Origin of the sequence: Dongia rigui, from assembly GCF_034044635.1 — a bacterium.
GTDB classification, from domain to species: domain Bacteria; phylum Pseudomonadota; class Alphaproteobacteria; order Dongiales; family Dongiaceae; genus Dongia; species Dongia rigui.
This window is the reverse complement of the sequence record NZ_JAXCLX010000001.1, coordinates 2,087,715-2,111,350: the sequence shown is the minus strand read 5'-3', so window position 1 is coordinate 2,111,350 and position 23,636 is coordinate 2,087,715. Positions and strand designations below refer to the sequence as shown.

Genomic DNA, 23,636 nt, shown 5'->3' with positions numbered 1-23,636 from the left:
ACTACTCCGCTGCCTTCTTCACCACCGGGAAGCGCGAGCGCATCTCCAGTTCGAAGATCGGCACGGTGTTGCGGATATACTGCCCCTTTGCGTCGAAGACCGGCTGGTAGTCCCAGGCCACACCCTGTTTCCTGAGGATGTCGTTCAAGTAACGCCGGCGGCGCTGGCTGGCCACTACCTGCTGGCGGATGCCTTCCATGTCCCAGCCCTTCGCGATCTCGGCACGCAAGGCGGCAACCTGTGCGGCATAAGCGGGATCGGCGGCGAGGTTCTTCACTTCCAAGGGATCGGCTTCGAGATCGTAGAGCTGATCGGGGTCGGACTGGAAATGGACGAACTTCATTTTGCCACGGCGGATCATGACGCCGGGCGCCTTGGCACCTTCGCCCATATATTCGCCGATCACCTCGTCATGGCCCTTGCCCCCGGTGATGTGCGGCACCATCGAGCGGCCTTCGGTCACGACTTCCTCATGCTGTGGCGCGCCACTGGTGGCGAGGTCGAGGAGGGTGGGGAGAATGTCGATCTGCGAGACCGCTTCCTTGACACGCCCGGCCTTGACGCCGGGGCCGTTGATGATCATCGGGATGCGCGCCGAATTCTCGAACCAGTTCATCTTGAACCACAGCCCGCGCTCGCCCAGCATGTCGCCATGATCGCCAGTGACGATGGTGTAGGTGTTGTCGGCAAAGCCGCTTTCTTTGAGCGCCTGCATCATGTCGGCGAAACGCTCGTCGATATAGGAGACCGTGCCGTAATAGGCATGGCGGGCATTGCGAATGGCATCTTCGGTCGGTGCCGGATCGAGCATGCCGATGCCGTTGGAGATGCGCTGTTCATGCGGGTTCAAGGGCACGGAACCAGCCTTCAATTTCGGCATGTCGATATCGTCATGCCGATACATGTCCCAATGTTCCTTCCGCGCCAGATAGGGATCGTGCGGGCTGATCAGCGACACGACGAGGCAGAAGGGCTGATCGTCGCCTTTACGCGCCAGGTCGAAGAGATGGCGCTTGGCGAGGAACACGACCTCGTCATCGAAATCGAGATAGGCCGAGCGCGTGCAGATGCCGGCGTCGTGCACCACGTCCATGTTGTGGAACCAGTCGAGCTTCATTTCCGGATGGTCCCAATTTGGGACCCAGGCGAAGTCGGAGGGATAGACATCGGTGGTGAGGCGGCGGTGGAAACCGTGGAGCTGATCCGGCCCGCAGAAATGCATCTTGCCGGAGAGGGTGGTGTCGTAGCCAAGCGCGGAGAGGTGATGGGCGAAGGTCGGGATCTCGGCCATGAATTCGGCGGCATTGTCCCAGGCGCCGATCTTGGTGGGAAGGCGTCCCGACATGAAGGAATAGCGGGCCGGGGCGCAGAGCGGATAGTTGCAATAGGCGGCGTCGAACACCGCCGATTTGTCGGCGAAGGCCTGCATCGCCGGCATCTTCACGACGGGGTGGCCGTAGCTCGGCATGAATTGCGGCGCCAATTGGTCGAGCATGAAAATGACGAAATTCGGTTTGCGCTGTGCCATCTGGGTTCCCCGTTGTCGCCTGGAGCTGAGACCAAGTGTCACCCTTGGAACTGGCGTCTTCAAACCAGAAATTATAGAGTCAGAGGCTAAGTTCGTCTTAGCCTGGTGACCGCCATGACGTTCCGTAAGCTGCCGCCCTTAGGGATGCTGCGCTCCTTTGAAGCCGCCGCCCGGCACATTTCCTTTGCCCGGGCCGGCGACGAGCTGGGCGTCACGGCGGCGGCCATCAGCCAGCAGGTCAAGGCGCTGGAGGAGCATCTGGGGCAGAGCCTGTTTCTGCGCCGGCCGCAGGGGCTGAGCCTCACTGAGGCGGGTCTTTCCTACCTCACCGTCATCCGCGATGCCTTTGACCGGCTGGGGGCGGGGACGGATGAGATCTTCCATGGGCGGTCGGCGGCAGACGTGTCGGTGCGCGTCACCGCCGGCTTTGCGCATTTGTGGCTGGCGCCCCGCCTGCCGCGTTTCCTCAATCAGCATCCGGATATGCGGCTGCGCCTTCTGACCACGCTGTGGACGCCGCTGGAGATCGACCGCGACGCGGATTTCGAGATCCGTTGCGGTATCGGCGCCTGGCCGCAGCTCACCGCCTATCGGCTGACGCGCGACCGGCTGTTTCCGGTCTGCGCGCCGGAACTGGCGGAAGGATTGCCGCGGCCCTTGCCGCCGGAAGCCTTTAGCCGGCAGCGCCTCATCCATGTGGCAAGCTTCGCCGAAGGCTGGACCGACTGGTTCCGCGGCGCCGGCTTCCCGGCGGGTGCTGCGACGGAGGCCGTCGTCTTCGACACGGCAAGCCTCGCCGTGGACCTGACCCTCGCCGGCAGTGGTTTCATGCTGGGGCGATCCTGTTTCGTCGACCGGCTGCTGGCGGAAAAGCGGCTGGTCGCCCCCTGTGCAGCGAAGATCAAAAGCAGCGAGGCCTTCTACCTGGTGGAGCGGGCCGGCGAGCGCCTGGCGCATCCGGCCCGGACCTTCCGCGACTGGATTCTGGCCGAAGTCCAGAATCCCTAAAGACGGGCTTAAGTATTTCTCTCTTTACTCTATCGATCTAATAGTGTTTAAAGGGAGATGAATAGGTCTGCCTCGTTGACATTGTCGTCGACAGATACTGGCAGGCCGATCTGTGAGGACGGATGATTATTCAGCCTAAGTCACTGATTATTGCCGCTTTTCTGGCCGCGACGCCAATTTCCGTGGGCGCGATCGCAGCGCTGACCGGCATCGCCGCGGCCCCGGCCGAGGCGGTCGACGTCATCGGTTTCGACCGCAAATGGCTGCTCTCCGTCGATGAGGCCCGTGCGGTCATTGCCGACGGCGCCATCGTGCTGGACGCCCGCAATGCGGCTTTGCGCGCCCAGGCGCCGATCCGCAATGCCGGCATCCTGAGTGCCGCCGATCTTGCCGGCAGCGATGCCGAGGTAACGGACCGCTTGCGCAATCTGGGCGTCAACCGCGGCGAACCGGTCATCGTGCTGGGCGACCCGGCCCATGGCTTAGGCGAAGACGCGGCCCTCGTCTTGGCCCTGCGCTCGCTCGGTCATCAGCGCATTGCCATGGTGGATGGCGGCTTGCCGGCCCTGCTTGCCGCCGGCCTGCCGACGGTCCAGGCGCCCTTCGGCCTGGGCAATTTCGAGATCGCGCATGATGATTCCTGGTCGCTCGACGCGACCCGCGCCAGCGCGCGTGATTTTCAGCTGGTGGAAAGCGACCTGTCGCCGGAATTGCTGACCCCCGATGGACGCATCAAGAGCGCCGACCAGATCGCGGCGATCCTGGCCGCCAAGGGTATCGACCGGGATACGCGCATCGCCACGGCCGGTGACCGCTCGGCGTGGCTTGCCACCGTCCTCCTTGACCAGGGCTATGACGCGCGCCAGGTCGTCGGCGCGCCAGAGGCATTGACCGCAGCCAATTGAGGGGCGTTCTAATGGCTTCATGAATGAAGCCTTCTTCCGCCTCGGCATCTTCCTGATCCTGTTTGCCCTGCTGGGCCTGGCGGAGACCTTTTATCCGCGCCGACCCCTGCGCGTCGGCAAGAGCCAGCGCTGGGGCAGCAATCTGGGCCTGCTGGTCATCGACGTGCTGGCGCAGCGCTTGACGCTGGGCGCCATCGTCTTTGCGGCGGCCCTGCTGGCAGAAAAAGAGGGCTGGGGTCTGTTTCACCTCCTCGACTGGCCCTTTGCCATCGAAGCCCTCATCACCCTGCTGGTCCTCGATGCTGCCATCTATCTGCAGCATGTAGCGACGCATAAGGTGCCGCTCCTGTGGCGCCTGCACCGTGTGCATCACACCGATCTCGATGTCGATCTCAGCACCGGTTTCCGCTTCCACCCCGTCGAGATCCTGCTGTCGGCGCTCTATAAGGCCGGCATCGTGCTGGCACTGGGTGCCGATCCGATGATCGTCCTCATCTACGAAGCGGCGCTCAGCGCCTTCTCGCTCTTCACGCATGCCAATCTGGCGATACCACCGCGCTGGGATCGGCACCTGCGTTATCTCATCTGCACGCCCGACATGCACCGGCGGCATCATTCGATCGACCAGCCAGAGACCGATTCCAATTACGGCAACATCCTGTCGCTGTGGGACCGGCTGGGTCGCAGCTATTTCGAGGCACCGCGCCTGGGCCAGGACGGCGTCGTCTTGGGGTTGGCAGAAGAACAGGATGCAGCACGGCTGGCGCTCGGCCAGCTGCTGCTGCTGCCCTTCACTGCGGGGCGCCAGCCACGCTGAAGCGCGCAGCCCAACGCTGCTCGATCTCGTGATAGGTGCCGTTCTTGCGGATGATCTCAAGCCCGCGATCAAGTGCCGCGATGGCCGCCGTCGCCTCGGGCCGCTTCTTTGAAAATGACACATAGAGATCGGGCTGGAAGAGCAGGCCAACGATCTTGACCTTGCCCGCCAGTTCGCTGCCATGCTCGGCGAGGAGATGCGCCATCACCTTGTCGTAGATCACGCCATAGGCAACGCGCTTCATGGCGACGACGCGCAGAACGGAAAGATCATTCTTCACCACGCTTTTGTCGACCGACGCATCGCCTTGGAACGGTTCGCCATAGGTATAGCCATTGGTGACGGCGACACGCTGGTTCTTCAGGTCGACGGGTCCAAGGTCATGGGCAGGCGAATCGACCGGCGCGATGATGACGATATTGGCCGAAAAGAGCGGATTGTCATGGAAGCGGAACCGGGCTTCGGTCGCCGGTTCACGCGTGGTGTCGAAGCAGCCGAGCTGCCAGCCGGCTTCGACCTCCTCCAGGCAGCGCGCATAAGGCTGGCTGACGAACTCGACCTTGGCGCCGGCAGCCGCATAGGCCGCGCGCACCAGATCGACCGCCATGCCGTCTGGCTTGCCATCGCGCAGGGCGGAATAGGGATACCAGTCATTCTCGGCGACGACCTTGAAGGGTTCATCGGCCGCCGCGTTGGCGCAAGTGGCTGCCAGAGCCAGAAAAACCAAGACCAGAAGGCGTTTCATGGCCGCGATGTCTTCACCGCCACGGCGCCATAAAGGTCCGGCCGGATCTGGTCGTTGAGCGGCCACCAATTGCGCACGCGGCGCACCTGGTCGAGATCGATGGTGGTGGTGAGCAGCGCCTCCTCGTCCGGCGCGCCCGCGAGGATGACGCCCCAGGGATCGACCACGCTGGAGCGGCCGATGAAGCCAATGCCGGTCACCTTTTCCCGCCCCGTCATGCCGGAGGCGGCGATGAACATCTGGTGGTCGGTCGCGCGCGCCTTCAAGAGGAAATCCCAATGGTCGAAGCGGGGCGACAGGAACGCGGTCGGCAGCAGGATCAGTTCGGCACCGGCCCGGGCATAGGCGCGGAACATTTCCGGGAAGCGGATATCGGCGCAGATGCCGATTCCAAAGCGGCAAAGGTTCGTGTCGTAAAGCTGCAGCTCCTTGCCCGGCGTGACCTTGGCGGATTCCATGATGCCGGGCGGCAGGTCGGTGCGGTTGGGCACGTCGAAAAGATGTGTCTTGCGATAGCAGCCCAAGAGATCGCCGCCGGGTGCCACCACCGGCGACGTGTTGTAGATGCGTCCATCCGCACCCTTTTCATAGAACGAGCCGGTCACATACATGGCGTGCCGGCGTGCGGCATCGGCCATCAGATCGAAGGTCGGACCGGGAATGGATTCCGCCAGTGCCTTATGCGCATCACCGCTCGAAAAACCCGTGCCGGTGAAGAGTTCCGGGAGAACAACAATGTGACTGCCGCGCGCGCCCGCGAGGTCGAGGTAATGCCGCGCCTTGGCGAGATTGGCCGGCTTCTCGTCATCCTGCGCGTTGAACTGCGCGATCGATATCGTGACCGGGCGTGCCTCGTTCATGTCCATCCCATCCCGAGACTGATGTTGACCCCCAACACCCCTGAACGATAACCGAAGCCAGCGGTGGCGGTACAGCCTTCTTCCGCCGTCTGAGGCGGCAAGCCGGCGGCCGACCGGTGCCGCTCAGATGCCTAAGATGAACTTCTGCGCGCGCATGATCTCAAAATAATCCCGCGCTGCAAACTGGACCGTGCGATTGCCGATATGCTGGGCGCCCGGATACCAGGAGGCGCGATAGGCATCCGTCGGGTTATTGAAAACCACCTCCAACACGGTCACATCGGCCACCGGCGGCAGCAATTTCGTCCGGTCGAGCTTCAACGCCTGGGCGACACCGTCCCTGATGCGCGCGCGCGCCAAAGCCGGCGCAATGGAGACGGTCGAGCGGCCGATGCCTTCAAGCACCGGCACCGTCACCATGCCGGGGTTGAGGCGCGCGGCATCGGCACAGATGCCGGCATCGCCGGAGACGAACACCGACGGCACCTTGTAATAGGCGGCAGCCGTCGCATAGACATGGAACTCCGATGCCGGCACGCCGTTGAGGCGCAGTTCCGCGATGCGCAGATTGGTGGTGTGCGCCAGCGGGTTCCCTTCCGCACCGGCGCGGCTGTGATAGCCGGTAAAGACCACGGCATCGAAGCCAGCCTCGACGCCCTGGATCATGCTCAACGGGTGGCCGCTCCAACCGCGAATGATCCGGACGCAATCCGGCAGATTTTCGGTGATGATGTTGCGCCCGGAATCATGGGCGTCTTTCAGCAGGATCTCGGTGGCCCCCGCCGCGATGGCGCCGTCGATCGCCGCCAGCACTTCGCCGGTCATCAGCTGGCGGAATTCGGGATAGGCCGGATGCTTCTTCTCGGCTTCATCCCAATGGGTGATGCCGGCCGTCCCTTCGATATCGCTGCTGATGAAAACCTTCATGACCTACGAACCCTTGTGGCAATCCGTGAGACGGATATGGCTATGCGAGGGCCTGATTGATGCCAGTTCAAGGGTCGGAATGCAAATCTGCTCATCCAGCATTCACGGTTTGCACCAACGTGATCAAGAGCTAGAATTCCGGCCCAAACGAGTAAAGGTGGGTTGCAACGAAATGTTCGGGTCGCTGCGGAAACCTCTAAATCGTACCATCGGCATCTTTGTTCTCCTTGCACTTGGCTATTGGGCGTTTGATCTAGTCATTCTCGGACCAGCTATTGAGCATCGGTTGCCATGGGCGGTGACAAACGAGAAGGCACTTTTGTGGATAGGTCAGTGGATACCAAACCTCCACAATCACCTGCCCAAAATCGTTGAAGTCTTTGGGATCGAAGGCGCATTGCGATATGCGCGCATCCTTACGTCGACCACCATATCGGTGATAGCAGCCCTGATCTTCTACGCGGCGACGTGGTCTTGGCGGCCAAGTGAAAGGCTGGAATGGGTGCCAAGCCGCAGCATCGGTTTTATTGAACGACATCGAGCCATCTCCGGCATTGCCGCAGTAGCTATGACATATATGTTGGTATTTGGCGTTAATCCGAGGGGTAGCACTAACGGCGCTGGAATATTGTTCGCAGCCACCGACGATCCAATCCGCATGCTTCTTTCGCCGATCACCACCGGCCTCTTGTTAACTCTATTCATTGCCAACGCAGTCGAGCAGACCCACTATATCCGGCGCTACGAGAAACTTCATTCGGACCACGACTCTCGTCCCAATTTCTAATCCTGGGCCGTGCGACGCTCTTCCTTGCGCTTCATGACAAAGGCATCGAGCGCTTCCTTGATGCCGGGATCGAGCTGTGGCGCTACATAGGCGTTGAGGGCCTGCTGCCAGATGGCGGTGGCACGCGCGGTTGCATCATGGCCGCCGTCGGCTGCCCAATTGGGATAGGAGCGCCAATCGGCAATGAGCGGCTTGTGGAACGCCGTCTGATAGCGCGCCAGCGTGTGCTGGGCGCCGAAGAAATGCCCGCCGGGTGCCACTTCGCGCTGCGCATCGAGGCCGAGCTCGGCGTCGGAAATGTCGAAGGGCTGCACCAGGCCCGCCATCAGATGCAGCATCTCGACATCGAGCACGATCTTTTCGAAGGAGGCGGTCAGGCCACCTTCCATCCAGCCGGCGCCGTGATAGACGAGATTGGCGCCGCCCAGCACCGACGACCACAGCGACATTTCCGATTCATAGGCCGCCTGGGCATCGACCGCATTGCTGGCGCTGGCATTGCTGGCGCGGTAGGGCAGGTTATAGCGCCGCGCCAATTGCCCGCCGATCAAGGTCGCCCGCGCATTCTCCGCCGTACCGAAGGCCGGTGCGCCGGAACGTAAATCGACATTCGAGGTGAAGGCGCCATAGACGACCGGCGCCCCGGGCCGCGTCAGCTGGGTGAGGGTAATGCCCGCCAAGGCCTCGGCATTCTGCTGGGCAAGGGCGGCGGCGAGGCTGACCGGTGCCATCGCACCCATCAGGGTAAAGGGCGTAATGACACTCGCCTGGCCCCACTCGGCCATCGCCATCAACCCATCGCTCATCGCTTCATCAAAGCGACGCGGGGAATTGACCGAGATGATGGTGATGCAGGATGGATCGGTGACGAGGTCCTCCCGCGTCAGCCCGCGCGCGATCGCCGCCATGTCGATGCCGTCGAGAGCGCGCTCCGCGCCAATCGCCGTGCAGTGATAGACCTTGTCGGAATAGGTGACGTTGGCAAGATAGCAATCGAGATGGCGGCTCTGCGCCGGCAATTCTTGCGGTGCCGTCGGCTGATTGCCGATGAGATGGATGATGTCGAAGCTTTGCGCCAGCTGGATGAGGCGCCGGTAGTCTTCGAGATTGCCGGGGCGGCGACCGTTGACGCGGTCCTCGACCGTCGGCGGACCGGCGACCAGGCTGAAGGCCAGCGCATCGCCGCCAAGCTCGATACGCCGCGCCGGGTTGCGCGGTGTCAGCGCGAAGGAGCGCGGCGCCGTCTTCAAGGCCTCGCTGATCAATGCTTCGGGAATGCGGACAATGCCGGTCCCGTCATCCACCTTGGCCCCGGCCTTGGCAAAGGCGGCGCGCGCCTTGGCGCCCATGAACTCGATGCCGATGTCTTCGAGGATCGTGATCGAGGCGCGATGCACCGCGTCGAGCTGTTCCGGGTTCAACGGTTCGACCGGCTTCAGGCTGCGTTTCAGAATGGCCGGAAAATTCCCCTGCGCCAAGCCGCTGTCGCGCGGCCGCCGCGCGTGATCGTCGCCGCGCCGCCGCACGCGCACCCGCGCATGACTTTCATGATCCTCAGCCATCTTGGCGCCGTCCCCCCTTATTTTTCTGAGGGAAGCTTATCCACCGAGGGGCGGCCTGAACAGAACGGCTGTGCCGCAATTATGCGCTAGCGCAATGCGCTTTGCTCATTGGGCGGGTTTCCCAATCGCGGTCTCGGTCAGGCGAGGCGGCCGGCCTGATAATCGGCAAAGGCCTCTTCGATCTCGGCGCGGGTATTCATGACGAAGGGGCCGTAGCGCACCACCGGCTCGCCGATCGGCTGGGCGGCCAGGACCAGCACGCGCGTGCCATCTTTGCCCGCCGTCACCTCGATCTCGTCGCCCGGACCCATCACCGCCATCTGCGTCTGTCCCAGCGACTTGCTGCCGATCTCGGCCGAGCCTTCGAAGACGTGAGCGAGGACCGTCGCACCGGCATCGACACCTTGGCGCCAGGTGACACCCGCCGGGATCGTTGCATCGACCAGCAGCGGCTGGCGCGAGACGCCGTTGACGGGACCGGTGATGCCGCTCGCCGTCCCCGCCACGACCTTCAGTGTCACGCCACTTTCCAGCGTGGCTTCGGCGATTTCCTCCGGCGCGTAGTCCTGATAGCGCGGCGGCACCATCTTTTCGGCAGCCGGCAGGTTGATCCAGATCTGAAAGCCGCGCATCAGTCCGTCGCTCTGTTCCGGCATTTCGGAATGAATTAGGCCGCGCCCCGCCGTCATCCACTGCGCGCCACCGGCCGTCAGCAGGCCGCTATTGCCGCGGCTGTCGAAATGGCGCATGCGCCCGGCCAGCATATAGGTGACGGTTTCGAAGCCGCGATGCGGATGGTCGGGAAAGCCGCCGATATAGGCGCCGGGATCATCCGAGCCGAATTCATCGAACAGCAGGAAGGGGTCGACCTGAACGATGCCCTGCACCGGAAAGAGGCGCTTCATTTTGACACCGTCGCCGTCCGAGGCTTCGGTGCCGGTGATGATGCGCTGCGTCTGCCGCTGGGTCATGGAAAGCTCGCTCGGTGATGTCGGAAAGTGAGTACGGGTGAAGTTAGAGATCGCAGGAGGCACGAACAATAGGTGCATTTGCGATCTTATTGTTCATCAAGGCGACACAATGGTGCCAGCCCAAGGCGCTGGTGATATGGAAATAATGCCTATTTATCAAATATTTATACCTATTCACCCTTCCACAATTTTTAACTTTCCCTCGGTAGGTTGGCAACCATAACGCGGTTCTGACGCGTCTGTCCCCAGGGAGTGGATCATGAAGCTAGCCGCGAAAATGCCAGCAGCGGTGACGGCCCTCATCGCTGTCGCCTTGATGGCGCTTGGCTTGATCGCCGTCTTCTTTGCGCAGGCCGCCTTGAAGGAATCGGCTGAAGGCAAGCTCACGGCGCTGGTCGACGCTCGCGCCGCGGCGCTGGAGAGCTACCTCGGCACTATTGCCGAAGACCTCAAGCTCTTTGCACTCACCGACGATACGCGCCTTGCCATGGATGCGTTCTCCAAGGCTTACGCTGAACTGCCGCCGGGCGAAGCCCGCAAGCTCTATGTCGATACCAACCCAAATCCGGCCAAGCTCATGGATCTCATGGCGGCGCAGGACGGCTCGGCCTACAGCGCCGCCCATGCGCGGTTTCATCCCTGGTACAAGGCGCTGGCTGAAACGCGCGGCTATTACGACTTGTTCCTGGTCGATATCAACGGCAATGTCGTCTACTCCTATACCAAGGAGCCCGATTACGGCACCAACCTTGCCGATGGCGAATGGAAGGACAGCGATCTCGCCCGCGTGTGGCAGAAGATCCAGGATGGCAAGGGATCGGTCGCTGTTGCTTTCTCCGATTTTGCCGCCTACGCCCCCAGCAAAGGCGTGCCGGCAAGCTTTATCGGCACGCCCATCATGCGCGGCACGGACCTCATCGGCACGCTCATCTTCCAGATGCCGGTGGGCCGTATCAACGCGGTCATGCAGCGCGCCGAAGGGATGGGCGTCAGCGGCGAGACTTACATCGTCGGTGCCGATTTGAAGATGCGCAGCGATTCCCGCTTCCTCAAGCCCGGCGATCCCAGCTCGATCCTAAATCAGGACGTAAAGACGTCCAGTGTCGAGGCGGGCCTCAAGGGCGAAACAGGAATTGGCGTCGTCGATGACTATCGCGGCGTCCCCGTGCTGTCGGCCTATAAACCGATCACTTTCGAAGGTACGAGTTGGGTCATCATCGGCGAAGTGGACGCAGCAGAGATCTTCGCGCCCGTTACCCATACGCGCAACATCATCCTGATGGTGGGATTTGTGGCGCTGTTGGTCGCGGTCGCCATTGGTTTCTTCGGTGCCCGCGCCATTACCGGCCCGCTCGCGGCCCTCACGCGCATCATGGGCGAGATGGCCGACGGCAATTACAGCGTGACGGTGCCAGCAACGACGCGCAAGGACGAGCTCGGTGACATGGCGCAGGCGACCGAGCAGTTCCGCGGAAAACTGATCGAAGGACGCGCCTTGTCCGAACAGCAGGCAGCCGAACAGCAACGCCAGATCGAACGCGGCAAACGCATGGAAGCGGCCGTCGCCCATTTCGACAAGGCCATCGGCGCCGTGGTCGAGGGGGTCAGCGCTGCCGCCACAGAACTGCAATCCACCGCGCAATCCATGGCGTCGACGGCGGAGGAAACGGCCCAGCAAGCCAATGTCGTCGCTGCCGCCGCCGAAGAGATGACCCAGAACGTACAGACGGTTGCTTCCGCCACAGAGGAGCTGTCGGCCTCGATTTCCGAGATCAGCAACCAGGTGATCGAATCCAACCGCGTCGTCAACGAAGCCGTGGCGCAGGCCGAGACAACCAATGACAGAGTCCGGACTCTTTCAGCCGCCGCTGAGAAGATCGGTGATGTTGTGACGCTCATCAACGCCATCGCCAGCCAGACGAATCTCTTGGCCTTGAACGCCACCATCGAAGCGGCGCGCGCGGGCGAGGCCGGGAAGGGCTTCGCCGTGGTGGCCTCGGAAGTGAAGAACCTGGCCATGCAGACAGCAAGGGCCACGGACGAGATCGGCGGCCAGGTGCGCGCGATCCAGCAATCCAGCGAAAGCTCGGCCGAAGCCATTCAAGGCATAACCCTGGTGATCAACCGGGTGAGCGAGATCTCGACGACCATTGCCTCGGCGGTTGAGGAACAAGGTGCCGCAACACAGGAAATTTCAAGAAACGTGCAGCAGGCCGCCGACGGCACCAGCGAAGTATCCGCCAATATCGGCGGCGTCACCGAAGCCTCGCGCGAAACCAGTCTGGCTTCCGGTCAGGTCCTGACCGCCGCCGCAGAGCTCGCCAAGAATGGTGCCGTCCTGCGCCAGGAAGTGGAAAGCTTCCTGCATATCGTAAGGACGCTTTAACAAAAACGGCCGGGCAAGACATTGCCCGGCCGCTGCCACTTCACGAGCGTCGCTTAGTTCTTGACCGTGTCTTCCAGGAAGAAGCGGCCGAGCGGGTTTTGATAGAAACCGCTGATGTTCTTGCGCGTGACGTTGCGATAGGGGCTGTAATAGAGATCGATCCAATGCACCTCTTCCTTGGCGATGGTCTGGATCTCGATATACATGGCCTCGCGCTTTTTCGGGTCCATCTCGACGCGGGCGGCCGCCACCAGTTCCTTGACCTTGTCGTTCTTGTAATGGGTCATGTAGTTGTTGTTGGTGTCATGGCCCAGGACAAAGGTGGTCTTCTGGTCGGGGTCGATCACGTCATTGGTCCAGTAATTGGTGGCGATGTCGTATTCGCCATCCACTTCCATCTGCCAGGACGAGCTGGGATCGACCTTGGTGATATTGACGGTGACGCCAGCCTTGGCCAGCTGCTGCTGAATGAGGATCGCGGTCTGTTCCGCCACTTCATCACCCGCATCGACGATGTAGTTGAGCGTCAGATCGCTGGCGCCGGCATCGGCCAACAATTTCTTGGCGCCTTCCGGGTCATAGGGACGGAGCAGGTTCTTGTCGTTGTGATAGAGGGCGCCCTTGGGCACGTAGGAATTGGCCACCTCGCCGAAGCCGAAGGTCGCGGTGTCGACGATGGCCTGCTTGTCGATCGCCATGTCGAGCGCCTGGCGGACCGGGATTTTGTCGAGGGGCGCATTGCGCTGGTTGATGAGGAGATGGTCCTCACGCGTCGAGGGATCGAGATGAACCTCGAGATTGGCATCCTTCTGCAATTCGGCGATGCGCGAGAAAGGCACGAAGATCGCTGCATCCAACTCGCCTGCCTGCACCTTGAGCATGCGGGTATTGTCGTCGGGAACCGAGATCCATTCGACGCCATCAAGATGCACGCGGTCCTTTTCCCAGAAATTGGGATTCTTCTTGAGGACGACCTTCTCACCGCGCTTCCATTCGACCAGTTCGAAGGCGCCGGAGCCCAGCGGGTGGTCGAGGACCGCGTCCTCGCCGATCTTGGTCACATAGGCTTCAGAAAGGACCGAGGCGCCCGGCATGGCGAGCGAGGCCAGGAACGGTGCGGCCGGCTGATTCAGCGTCACGACCAAGGTGCGATCGTCCTTGGCTTCCGCCGTCTTGATCACCTTGTAGGTATCCGACCAGAGCGAGGCGGGATTGTCGCGGATGCGGGTCAAGGTAAAGGCCGCATCCTTGGCCGTCAGCGGCGAACCGTCGGAAAAGGTCGTGTTGCGGATCTTGAAGGTATAGACGAGGCCGTCGGACGAAACCTCCCAGCTTTCGGCAAGGCCTGGCTCCAATTTGGTGCCGGTCTTGTCGACGCGCACCAGCACGTCGAAGACATTCGAGAACACCCAGAAATCGGTGTTCTGCGTGGTCTTCACCGGATCGAAGGTGGTGCCGTCTTCGCGCCGGCCGATGGTCAGCACGCCGTCGGCTTCGGCGACACTGGTGCCGATGGTCAGCAGGGCCAGTACGCTGGCAACGCCGATACCCAACCATTTCTTTCTAAGCATGGATCCTCTCCCTGGTTTGTTGGTCGTTGGTGTTCTCGTTCTGATAAAGATGACAGGCGACCTCGCATTGGCCGACGATATGCGTCGCCGGCGCCGGGTTCTGGCGACAGGCCGGCATCACGTCCGGGCAGCGCGGATGAAAGGCGCAGCCCTCAGGAATATCGAGCGGGCTCGGCGGCTCGCCGCCCAACGGGTCGGCCGGCAGGCCGCGATCCGGATCGATCTCGGGGATTGCCCGCATCAGTGCCCGCGTATAGGGGTGCTTGGGGGCGCCGAACACATCCTCGGTCGCCCCTTCCTCGACAATGCGACCCAGATACATGACGGCGACGCGGTCACACAGGCGCCGCACCACACCCAGATCATGGGCGATGAAGATGAGGGCGAGGTTCATGCGTCCTTTGAGCTCGATGAGCAGATTGATGATCTGCGCCTGGATAGAGACGTCGAGGGCCGCCACGCATTCATCGGCAATGATCAGCTTCGGCTCAATGGCAAGCGCCCGCGCTATGCCGGCGCGTTGGCATTGCCCGCCGCTCAAGGCACGCGGGCGCCGGTCTGCCAGCGCCAGCGACAGGCCAACAAGCTGCATCAGTTCCGCAACACGTTCCTTGATCCGCTCCGGCGGTACTTTCTTGTGCACCCGCAGCACTTCTTCGATCGCACTGCCGATGGAAAGGCGCGGGTTGAGCGCGTTGTAGGGATCCTGAAAGATCATCGCCGTTTCGCGCCGCAACTGTGCCACACCGGCTGCATCGCCAGCGCCGACATCAATGCCATCGAAGAAGACGCGGCCGTCGGTGAGCGGACCCAGTTTCAGAATGGCGCGACCAAGTGTCGACTTGCCGCAGCCGCTTTCACCGACCAGCCCCAAAGTCTCACCTGGCTTGAGGGCAAAGGTGACGCCGTTGACGGCGCGGACGAGCCGGCCCTTGCCGGCCTGGAAATGGACGGCGACATCTTCGACCCGGAGCAGCGCGTCGCTCATGAGCTCAGCTCCGTCACGGGGCAGGCGGCCAGGTGGCCGACGACACGCTCCTTGAGGTGCGGGATGAGTTCCCGGCAGCTTGCCTGCGCCAGGTCGCAGCGCGGGTGGAAGCGGCAGCCTGGCGGCATGTCCCCGGCCGTGGGCGGCTGGCCCGGAATGCTGGGCATCAGGCCGTGGCCCGCACCATGCGCCGGCTGGCAGGCGATGAGACGCGCCGTATAAGGATGAAAGGGCGCCTTCAGCACGTCGCGCTTGGGCCCGCGCTCGACGATGCGCCCGCCATACATGACGGCGATGGAATCGCAGGCCTGTGCGACGACGCCCAGATCATGCGTCACCAGGATGATGGAAAGCCCGCGCCTGTCGCGCAGATCGATGAGGAGGCGCAGGATCTGTGCCTGAACGGTCACGTCGAGCGCCGTGGTCGGTTCGTCGGCGATGAGCAGCTGCGGATCGCAGGCAAGGGCCGCAGCAATCATGGCGCGCTGCTTCATGCCGCCGGAAAATTCATGAGCAAAATTGCGCGCGCGGCGTTCGGGGTCCGGAATGCCGACCTGGCGCAACAGATCGATCGTCTGGCTCCAGGCCTCGGCCTTGGAGACATTCCGATGCAGAACGATCGATTCCGCCACCTGGTCGCCGATGCTCATGACAGGATCGAGATGGCTCGCCGGGTTCTGGAAGATCATGCCGACCGAGGCGCCGCGTTCGTTGCGGATCTCGGCATCCGACATCTTCGCAAAATCGCGGCCCTCGAACAGGATCTCGCCCGCGGTGATGGCAAGATTGGCGCCCGGCAACAAACGCAAAAGGGCGCGGCAGGTCACCGACTTCCCCGACCCGCTTTCACCGACGAGCCCTAAGATCTCGCCCTTCTCGAGAGAGAAGGTGACATCTTCGACCAGATGAAAGCCGCGGCCATGCATGTCGGCGCGGACGGCGAGGTTTTTGACGGCGAGAAGCGGGCTCATTCCCGCACCCCCAGCTTTTCGCCCAAGCCATCCGCCAGCAGGCTGAACCCCAAGGCCATCACGACAATCGCAAGGCCCGGGAACGCGGTGATCCACCAGGCGGTGGTGATGAAGTTCTGTCCTTCCGCGATCATTATGCCCCATTCGGCGGTCGGCGGCTGCACACCCAGCCCCAGATACGAGATCGCGGCGCCGTTCAGCACCACCAGCACGACGTCGGACATCGAAAAAACGATCGAATTGGTTAGCACGTTGGGCAGGATATGGCGAAAGAGGATGCGCGGATGGCTGTAGCCGAGGCTCTTGGCCGCCGTCACATAATCGGCCGATTTCGCCACCAGCACCTGGGCGCGGATGAGGCGCGCATAGGACACCCAGCCGACCAGCGCCATGGCGATATAGAAGCTGGAAAGACCCGGTTTCAGGATGGCGATGATCGCCAGCATCAAGACCAGGAACGGAAAGGCCAGGACGATATCGACGACGCGCATCGCCACGGCATCGGCAGCGCGGCCCGCGTAACCGGCAATGGCACCGATCGTCGTGCCGATGAGGAAGGGGAAGAACACGCCGATGATCCCCATCTGCAGATCGATGCGCGCACCCCAGATGATGCGCGACAGGATATCGCGCCCGAAATTATCGGTGCCGAAGAGATGAGCGACGCTCGGTGGCTGCAGCTTCACCTCGAGATTCTGGGCGATCGGGTCGAAGGGTGCGACGACCGGCGCCAGGATTGCCAGCAAGGCGATGCAGCCGATGATGGCGGCACCGAGCAGCAGGGGCAAAGGGTGTCTGCCGAAGCGAAGGCGCCAACCGGCGCCAAGTGCCACGGTGGTGCTCGCCATTCCACCCCCTCTCATAATTCCACCCGGGGATCGATGGCGACCGTGAGCACGTCGGCAAGAAAATTGACGACGACGGTGGCGCAGGCAAAGGCCATGGCGACCGATTGCACCACCATGTAATCGCGCGTGAAGATGCCGCGCACCAGCAATTGTCCGAGGCCTGGAATCGAGAACACGCTTTCGATCACCACCGTGCCGCCGATGAGCCAGCCGATATTGACAGCGAGCAGGTTGATGGCCGGGATGACGGCATTGGGCAGCACATGCCGCCAGAAGACGCGCCGCTCGGACAGGCCGCGCGCCCGTGCCGCCGTGGCATGGTCGGAGGCCAGCTCGGCGATCATGCTGGCGCGCAGATTGCGCGTGATGACGGCAGAAAGCGCCAAGGCGACCGTGAAGCAGGGCAGCGCCAGATGATGCAGCCGGTCGCCCCAGCTGTCGCCATAGCCCGCCACGGGAAAGAGATCGAATTTCACGCTGAAGACGATGATCAGCATGATGGCGAGCCAGAAGGGCGGGAAGCCGAGGCCAGCCGTTGAAAAGAGACGGATGGCATGATCGGCAAAACGGCCGCGCCTGGTGGCAGCGATCGAGGCCAGCGGCACAGCCAACGCCAGCGCCAGCAGGACGCTGCCTGAAATCAGCAGCGCGGTCGGCGCCAGACGTTCACCGATCAATTGCAGGACCGGCATCTTGTAGAGAATCGACTTCCCCATGTCGCCCAGCGCCAGGTTCTTGAGGAAGTAGGCATATTGCAGCCAGATTGGCTCATCCAAGCCGAACTGGGCGCGGATGCGGGCGATGGCCTCGGGCGTTGATTTGGCGCCGAGCAGCACGCGCGCCGGATCGCCGGGAATGAGGCGGACAAGCACGAAGGTGATGACGCTGATGCCGATGAGCACCGGCAGCAATTGCAGCGGCCGGGCGAGGATGAAGCGATAGCGATAGAGGTTCATTTGCCGGCCGGCTTCATCTACCGCTATGGCGTTTCAAGAAGCTGTTGAGCACCGGGTAATAGGCGTGGGGCTCTTCATAGAACGGCATATGGCTGCTGTTGGGGAAGACATGCAGCTCGGCGTCATTGAGATGCAGCTTCATGCGCAGCGAACAGGCCGGGGTGAGCTCGTCATGCTGGCCGGTGGTGATGAGGACCGGGCAAGGGATCTTATGGAGATCCGGGACCCGGTTCCAATCCTTGAGGTTGCCGGTATAGAGAAACTCATTCGGCCCCTGCATGGTGCCGTAGGGTCCCATGTTCCAATCGTCGAGCGAACGCTTCACCGGCGCCGGCCATTCCGAAAGGCGGCAGACATGCCGGTAATTGAGAATGGTGACGGCCGCCTGGTATTCCGGGTGGTCGAGCGTCCCTTGCGCCTCATGCCGCTGCATCATGGCGACTGTCTCGGAACCCAGCGCATCACGCAGGCGCATCAGCTCGGAAATGAGGTGCGGCATATCCGCATTGGTGTCTTCGAGGATCAGCGTCTGCAAGTTTTGCGGATGCGTCACCGCATATTCGATGGCGAGCCACCCGCCCCAGGAATGGCCCAAAAGATGCACTTTGCCCAGATTGAGCGCTGTGCGCACGGTTTCCACTTCGGCCACATAGCGCGTGATGTTCCACAGCGCCTTGTCGGTCGGGCGGTCGGAAGCGCCCGTCCCCAGCTGATCGAAGGCCACGACCCGGTAACCTTGATCGATCAGGCAGGAATGCGCCTCGCGCAGGTAATCGCAGGGGAGGCCCGGCCCGCCATTGAGGAGGAGCACTGTTTGCGGCCCCTTGCCGAAGGAATAGGCAACGACCTTGTGCCCGTCGACCTTGATCTCATGCCGCTCGTCGGCGGGAATCTCGCGCCACATCAACCCAGCCCCCTCAGTCTCTGCCTGCCTGTCGCGTCAGACGCTCTTGTTTGGCGTCTGTACAGCGCGCGATGCTAGGGCTTTCGCAGATGCGAGATCAAGCCCAATGCGCGCAAGCCTAGGCTGCGTGGGGTGCAGACGCTTGACGGGTGAGGTGGCTGGCTTGACAGAACCCTCACCCGAAGCGGGTCAGATATCGCTCCGCAAGCTCGGCGCTTCCTTGCGCATAGCCAGGCCCCTCGGTCTGCGCCAGCTCGGTTTCGTTATGCGAACCCATCCAGGCAAAGAGCGTCAGGCGCCGCAGCAGGATGAAGCTGTCGATCTCCGTCTCTTCAGCGCTTGAGAGTGCGCGGCGGCGGCGATAGCCGTCCTTCCAGGCCTCGATCAACTCCGGCACATCGGCGCGGGTCTCAAAAAAACTCACCGCCGTTGCGGCGTCATAGAGAAACCAGCCAAGCCCGCTGTCGTCGAAATCGATGACGCGCACGTCGCCTTCGTGCAGCAGCAGGTTGGCAAGGCGGAAATCGGCATGGATATAGCCATAGCGGTCACGCCCCTGGCCAAACGCGGCAAGGCGCTTTTGCAACAGATCGACCGCGCGCTGAATGACCGCCGCGCGTTCACGGGTGCAGGCCGGACCTTGCCGCCAGTCGCCCCAATTGGGTGTCGCACCCACCGCATGCTCGAAATCCCAGGCGAGGCGATCGAAATAGGCCGGCCGCTGCCAGGTCTCGGCATGGGTATGGCAGCGCGCCGCCACCTCGCCCAGCTGCCGGAAGGGTGCCACCAGATCGTCCTGCGGCGGTTCGATGCCGTCGATGAATTCAAACAGCACGCAATGGCGGGGGCTCTCCAGCGCCGGATGCGACACCGTCTGGATGTCGGCCCCGTCGCGGCCCGGGATCGCCTGCGGTGTCTTGACGCCGGCCTCCGCTTGCAGGGCGCGCATCCAGGCCAGCTCGCTGCGGATACCGTTCAGGGAATGATAGCCCGCCCGGTGCACGCGCAGGATCACCGGTCGCAGCGCGTCCTGCGGCTCGACGCGATAGGTCCAGTTTTCCGAATGATTGACCAGGGTCACCTTGGCGCCGCCCAGATGCCAGCGTGGGAGCGCGGCTGCGGCGAGTTCGTTGATGATTGGGGTGAGCTGGGCGGAAGTAAGCGGGTGGGTCATGGGTCTGTTCAAATGATGCGTCGTCGAGGCAGTCTCTTAGAGGGGTGCCGGGTTCACTTGCAAGAGAGCGGCACGAAATGGCCACGCGCGCCGCAAATGTCACACAGGTCCCGTCACGGTGAAGCGCGCGTCGTGGAGATAGGTGAGTTTGGAGCGCGCGGCGGTAATTTCCGCTTTGTCGAGTTCGGCGAGGATTAGGGCGGGCTGGTCACCGGCGCGGGCCAGGGGCCGGCCATCCGGGGCGATGATGCAGGAGAGGCCGGCATAGTCCCAATCCGCCTCGGTCCCTGCCTGGTTGGCATAAGCGAGGAAGAGGCCGTTTTCCAGGGCACGGATGGGGATCATCATCTCGGCGATCTGCGACCAGTGCTGGCGCAAGGCGGTGGGTGCCACGACGACGTCGGCGCCCGCTTGCGCACAGGCGCGCACGGTTTCGGGAAACTCGACGTCGTAGCAGATGAGTGGTGCGATCCTGAATCCGCCGAGGTCGAACGTCACAAGCCGGTCGCCGGTCGAAAATATCTCGCGCTCAACATCGGAGGGTAGATGCAGTTTGCGATAGAGTGCCAGTTTCTGGCCCGTGCCATCGAAAGCCTGCACCGAATTATAGATGCGCGTGCCATCCCTTTCGGCAAAGCCATAGAGGATGGCAACTTGCGTTTCACGCGCGAGCCGCGCCACTTTCTGCGCGAAGGGGCCATCGGCGGGTTGGGCCAAGCGGCGCATGTCATCCACCGGGATGCGGTAGCCGGCCATGAACAGTTCCGGCGTCACCAGCAGATCGGCGGCGCCGGAGAGATGCTGTGCCACCTCGGCCAAAGCGGTGAATTGCCAATCGGTATCGAGCGGCACGGAATCGTTCTGCAACAAGGCGAGACGCATAGAAGGGCCGACTTTCTTCACGAGAGAATTGAGCGGTGCGACGCTATCTTAAGCTTGGCGTCAGCAGCGAGACGCTTATATCTCATAGATGGATATCAAAGCTGCAACAGCGGCCGACCTGGCGCCCATTTCCAAGCTCCATGACGCTGCTTTCGGCACGCCGCATGAAGGCAGGCTGGTGGCCGACCTCACCCACAGTGATTTGGCGGTCCTTTCGCTGGTGGCGCGTGAGAACGGCACCATCGTCGGTCATATCCTGTTCAGCCCGCTGGTGATCGACGTTGATGATGACACGGTCATGGGTTTGGCCCTGGCGCCACTCGCCGTGTTGCCCCCGCATCAGAACCGCGGGATCGGGACGGCTCTCACCCGGGCCGGGCTTGTCGCTGCAGTGCAACATGACTGGCAGGCGGTCATCGTCCTGGGCCATCCCAGTTATTACAGCCGCTTCGGCTTTTCGGCGACGCTGGCACAAGGTTTCGAAAGCCCCTTTGCCGGACCCTATTTGATGGCCCTGGAATTGATCCCTGGCGCATTAAGTGGTAGAAAAGGAAAGATAATTTACCCGCCGCCCTTCACGGCCCTGGCGGCCGGCGAGCCCCAGAACGCTCTTTGATAGCCGTTCTTTATCGATTTTGATAAATTTCTTTTATTAGATCATAACCGCGGCGGATTTGAATCCACCACGCGGGTTGTGGATTACTGAGTGGATGTCGCTTTGAGGACACCAAGACCGGCACCAAGGCCCTAATTCTGGGCCCCAAGAGAGACGCCGGTCACCGGAAGGAAAATTGAATGTCGGGATTAGCCGCCGCTAGGTCCTGGGATGCGAAAGCCGCCCTCAGCATCGTTCAGGAGAAGAAATCGCTGGATGGCGCATTGATGCCCATTCTGCACGCCCTCAACGACGCATTCGGCTATGTCGATGCCACCGTCGTCCCCGTGATCGCCGACGAACTCAACCTCTCCCGCGCCGAAGTGCATGGCGTCCTCACCTTCTACCACGACTTCCGGAAAGCGCCGGCCGGCCGCCATGTGGTGAAGGTCTGCCGCGCCGAAGCCTGCCAGTCGATGGCCGGGCGCGATCTGGAAGAGCATATCAAGAAGCATCTCCGCGTCGAACTGGGCGAAACCACGGCGGATAAGCGCATCACCTTCGAGGCCGTCTATTGCTTAGGGCTGTGCGCCTGCGCGCCATCGATGATGGTCGACGGCAAGCTGCATGGCCGCGTGACGCCCGCCAAGTTCGACAAGATTGCCGGGGAGCTGCGCTGATGGCGACGACCATTTACATCCCTTGCGATTCCGCGGCCGTTGCCTGCGGCGCCGATGAGGTCCTGCGCGCGATCGAGGTCGAGGCCCTGGTGCGCAAGATCGAGATCAAATTCATCCGCAATGGCAGCCGCGGCATGCTGTGGCTGGAACCGATGATCGAAGTGGTGACACCGGAAGGCCGCATCGCCTATGGCCCGGTGGCACCGGAAGACGTCGCCTCGCTGTTCGAGGCGGATTTCCTCAACGGCGGCCGCACACATAAGCTCTGCATCGGCCGACCGGAAGAAGTGCCGTATCTCAAGCACCAGGAGCGCCTCACTTTCGCGCGCTGCGGCATCACCGATCCAACCGACATCGAAGACTATATCGCCCATGACGGCTATCGCGGCCTCAAGGCGGCGGCGCATATGAGCGGCGAGGCAATCGTCACGGCGGTAACGGAATCGGGCCTGCGCGGCCGCGGTGGCGCCGGTTTCCCGACCGGCATCAAGTGGAAGACCGTGCTGGGCCTTGAAGCGCAGCAGAAATACATTGTCTGCAATGCCGATGAAGGCGACAGCGGCACCTTTGCCGACCGCATGATCATGGAAGGCGATCCATTCCTGCTGATCGAAGGCATGACCATCGCCGGTCTCGCCGTGGGTGCCACCAAGGGCTTCGTCTATATCCGCAGCGAATACCCGGTGGCCTATGCGCAGATGGAAAAGGCGATCGTCGCCGCCAACCGCAAAGGCTATCTCGGCCCCGATGTCGCGGGCTCGGGCAAGGCCTTCGATCTGGAACTGCGTCTCGGCGCCGGTGCCTATATCTGCGGCGAAGAGACGTCGCTGCTGGAGAGTCTCGAAGGCAAGCGCGGCATGGTACGCGCCAAGCCGCCGCTGCCCGCCATCAAGGGCCTCTTTGGCCAACCGACCGTCATCAACAACGTGCTGTCCTTCGTGGCAGTGCCGACCATCCTCGACAAGGGTCCCGCCTTCTACAAGGATTTCGGCATGGGCCGCTCGCGCGGCACAATGCCGCTGCAGCTCGCCGGCAATGTGAAACATGGCGGCCTCATCGAGAAAGCCTTCGGCATCACGCTGCGCCAGGTGATCGAGGATTTCGGCGGCGGCACTGCATCGGGCAAGCCGATCCGCGCCGTGCAGGTGGGTGGCCCCCTGGGTGCCTATTTCCCGACCAGCCTCCTCGACACGCCCTTGGATTACGAAGCCATGGCGGCCGCCAAGGGCATGCTGGGTCATGGCGGCATCGTCGTCTTCGACGATAGCGTCGACATGGCGCTGCAGGCCCGCTTCGCGATGGAATTCTGCGCCATCGAATCCTGCGGCAAATGCACGCCCTGCCGCATCGGCTCGACCCGCGGCGTAGAAGTCATCGACCGCATCCGCAATGACGAGAACCGGCAGAAGAACATGGAGCTGCTGGCCGACCTTTGCGACACCATGCTGGATGGCTCGCTCTGCGCGCTGGGGGGCCTCACACCCTTCCCAGTGCAAAGCGCCGTCCGCCATTTCCCGGAAGATTTCAACCGGCCCGCCGGCCACCGCGCCGCGGCTGAGTGACGAGGAACC

General features: G+C 62.4%; 22 protein-coding genes. 8 read left to right on the top strand and 14 right to left on the bottom strand.

Features of this window, described 5'->3' with window-relative positions; genetic code table 11:
* Position 1: 1 nt before the first annotated feature.
* Positions 2–1,528 carry a choline-sulfatase gene (gene betC / locus SMD31_RS09840; protein WP_320500645.1) on the bottom strand — a complete coding sequence of 509 codons (1,527 nt, stop codon included), beginning with the start codon at positions 1,526–1,528 and terminating at the stop codon, positions 2–4.
* 114 nt (positions 1,529–1,642) lie between these two features.
* Here betC and SMD31_RS09835 point away from each other — a divergent pair, with 114 nt between their 5' ends.
* The 3 genes from SMD31_RS09835 (at position 1,643) to SMD31_RS09825 (ending at position 4,258) form a co-directional block, all read left to right on the top strand.
* Positions 1,643–2,536 carry a LysR substrate-binding domain-containing protein gene (locus tag SMD31_RS09835; RefSeq protein ID WP_320500644.1) on the top strand — a complete coding sequence of 298 codons (894 nt, stop codon included), beginning with the start codon at positions 1,643–1,645 and terminating at the stop codon, positions 2,534–2,536.
* A gap of 122 nt (positions 2,537–2,658) precedes the next feature.
* Positions 2,659–3,441, top strand: coding sequence for a hypothetical protein (locus SMD31_RS09830; protein WP_320500643.1), 783 nt, complete (start codon positions 2,659–2,661; stop codon positions 3,439–3,441).
* 19 nt (positions 3,442–3,460) lie between these two features.
* Positions 3,461–4,258 carry a sterol desaturase family protein gene (locus SMD31_RS09825; protein ID WP_320500642.1) on the top strand — a complete coding sequence of 266 codons (798 nt, stop codon included), beginning with the start codon at positions 3,461–3,463 and terminating at the stop codon, positions 4,256–4,258.
* Here the strand turns inward: SMD31_RS09825 and SMD31_RS09820 are convergent.
* From SMD31_RS09820 to SMD31_RS09810, 3 genes are all read right to left on the bottom strand, one after another.
* On the bottom strand, positions 4,233–5,003 hold the full coding sequence (locus tag SMD31_RS09820) for a substrate-binding periplasmic protein (protein ID WP_320500641.1): 771 nt from the start codon (positions 5,001–5,003) through the stop codon (positions 4,233–4,235). The two genes, SMD31_RS09825 and SMD31_RS09820, sit on opposite strands and share 26 nt — an antisense overlap.
* Positions 5,000–5,863: a carbon-nitrogen hydrolase family protein gene (locus SMD31_RS09815; protein ID WP_320500640.1), complete on the bottom strand. Its 864-nt coding sequence runs from the start codon at positions 5,861–5,863 to the stop codon at positions 5,000–5,002. The genes SMD31_RS09820 and SMD31_RS09815 overlap by 4 nt, the downstream gene beginning before the upstream one ends.
* A gap of 123 nt (positions 5,864–5,986) precedes the next feature.
* Positions 5,987–6,790, bottom strand: coding sequence for a M55 family metallopeptidase (locus SMD31_RS09810; RefSeq protein WP_320500639.1), 804 nt, complete (start codon positions 6,788–6,790; stop codon positions 5,987–5,989).
* Here SMD31_RS09810 and SMD31_RS09805 point away from each other — a divergent pair.
* A complete protein-coding gene (locus SMD31_RS09805; RefSeq protein WP_320500637.1) occupies positions 6,789–7,577 on the top strand; it encodes a hypothetical protein in 789 nt (262 codons plus the stop codon). The genes SMD31_RS09810 and SMD31_RS09805 overlap by 2 nt on opposite strands.
* On the opposite strand, the gene SMD31_RS09800 is transcribed toward SMD31_RS09805, so the two are convergent.
* Complete coding sequence (locus tag SMD31_RS09800) at positions 7,574–9,139, bottom strand: trimethylamine methyltransferase family protein (RefSeq protein WP_320500635.1); 1,566 nt, start codon at positions 9,137–9,139, stop codon at positions 7,574–7,576. The two genes, SMD31_RS09805 and SMD31_RS09800, sit on opposite strands and share 4 nt — an antisense overlap.
* A gap of 137 nt (positions 9,140–9,276) precedes the next feature.
* Positions 9,277–10,110: a pirin family protein gene (locus SMD31_RS09795; RefSeq protein WP_320500634.1), complete on the bottom strand. Its 834-nt coding sequence runs from the start codon at positions 10,108–10,110 to the stop codon at positions 9,277–9,279.
* Between the two features lie 259 nt (positions 10,111–10,369).
* Here SMD31_RS09795 and SMD31_RS09790 point away from each other — a divergent pair, with 259 nt between their 5' ends.
* Positions 10,370–12,496, top strand: a complete 2,127-nt coding sequence (locus SMD31_RS09790) for a methyl-accepting chemotaxis protein (RefSeq protein WP_320500633.1) — start codon at positions 10,370–10,372, stop codon at positions 12,494–12,496.
* 53 nt (positions 12,497–12,549) lie between these two features.
* On the opposite strand, the gene SMD31_RS09785 is transcribed toward SMD31_RS09790, so the two are convergent.
* The 8 genes from SMD31_RS09785 to SMD31_RS09750 form a co-directional block, all read right to left on the bottom strand.
* A complete protein-coding gene (locus tag SMD31_RS09785) occupies positions 12,550–14,067 on the bottom strand; it encodes an ABC transporter substrate-binding protein (RefSeq protein ID WP_320500632.1) in 1,518 nt (505 codons plus the stop codon).
* Positions 14,060–15,055 carry an ABC transporter ATP-binding protein gene (locus tag SMD31_RS09780; protein WP_320500631.1) on the bottom strand — a complete coding sequence of 332 codons (996 nt, stop codon included), beginning with the start codon at positions 15,053–15,055 and terminating at the stop codon, positions 14,060–14,062. Before SMD31_RS09780 ends, SMD31_RS09785 begins: the two co-directional genes overlap by 8 nt.
* Entirely contained in the window at positions 15,052–16,026 is a 975-nt protein-coding gene (locus SMD31_RS09775) for an ABC transporter ATP-binding protein (RefSeq protein WP_320500630.1), read from the bottom strand. Before SMD31_RS09775 ends, SMD31_RS09780 begins: the two co-directional genes overlap by 4 nt.
* Positions 16,023–16,874 carry an ABC transporter permease gene (locus SMD31_RS09770; RefSeq protein WP_320500629.1) on the bottom strand — a complete coding sequence of 284 codons (852 nt, stop codon included), beginning with the start codon at positions 16,872–16,874 and terminating at the stop codon, positions 16,023–16,025. Before SMD31_RS09770 ends, SMD31_RS09775 begins: the two co-directional genes overlap by 4 nt.
* An 11-nt stretch (positions 16,875–16,885) precedes the next feature.
* On the bottom strand, positions 16,886–17,830 hold the full coding sequence (locus tag SMD31_RS09765; protein ID WP_320500628.1) for an ABC transporter permease: 945 nt from the start codon (positions 17,828–17,830) through the stop codon (positions 16,886–16,888).
* 13 nt (positions 17,831–17,843) lie between these two features.
* Positions 17,844–18,734, bottom strand: coding sequence for a proline iminopeptidase-family hydrolase (locus tag SMD31_RS09760; protein WP_320500627.1), 891 nt, complete (start codon positions 18,732–18,734; stop codon positions 17,844–17,846).
* Between the two features lie 175 nt (positions 18,735–18,909).
* Positions 18,910–19,908 carry a phosphotransferase enzyme family protein gene (locus SMD31_RS09755; protein ID WP_320500626.1) on the bottom strand — a complete coding sequence of 333 codons (999 nt, stop codon included), beginning with the start codon at positions 19,906–19,908 and terminating at the stop codon, positions 18,910–18,912.
* A 99-nt stretch (positions 19,909–20,007) separates the two neighbouring features.
* Complete coding sequence (locus tag SMD31_RS09750) at positions 20,008–20,790, bottom strand: carbon-nitrogen hydrolase family protein (protein ID WP_320500625.1); 783 nt, start codon at positions 20,788–20,790, stop codon at positions 20,008–20,010.
* 88 nt (positions 20,791–20,878) lie between these two features.
* On the opposite strand from SMD31_RS09750, the gene SMD31_RS09745 reads away from it, so the two are divergent.
* The 3 genes from SMD31_RS09745 (at position 20,879) to SMD31_RS09735 (ending at position 23,627) form a co-directional block, all read left to right on the top strand.
* Entirely contained in the window at positions 20,879–21,406 is a 528-nt protein-coding gene (locus SMD31_RS09745; RefSeq protein ID WP_320500624.1) for a GNAT family N-acetyltransferase, read from the top strand.
* Between the two features lie 179 nt (positions 21,407–21,585).
* Entirely contained in the window at positions 21,586–22,065 is a 480-nt protein-coding gene (locus SMD31_RS09740; protein ID WP_320500623.1) for a formate dehydrogenase subunit gamma, read from the top strand.
* Positions 22,065–23,627 (top strand): formate dehydrogenase beta subunit, encoded by a 1,563-nt coding sequence (locus SMD31_RS09735; protein ID WP_320500622.1) that lies wholly within the window; start codon positions 22,065–22,067, stop codon positions 23,625–23,627. The genes SMD31_RS09740 and SMD31_RS09735 overlap by 1 nt, the downstream gene beginning before the upstream one ends.
* Positions 23,628–23,636: the final 9 nt, after the last annotated feature.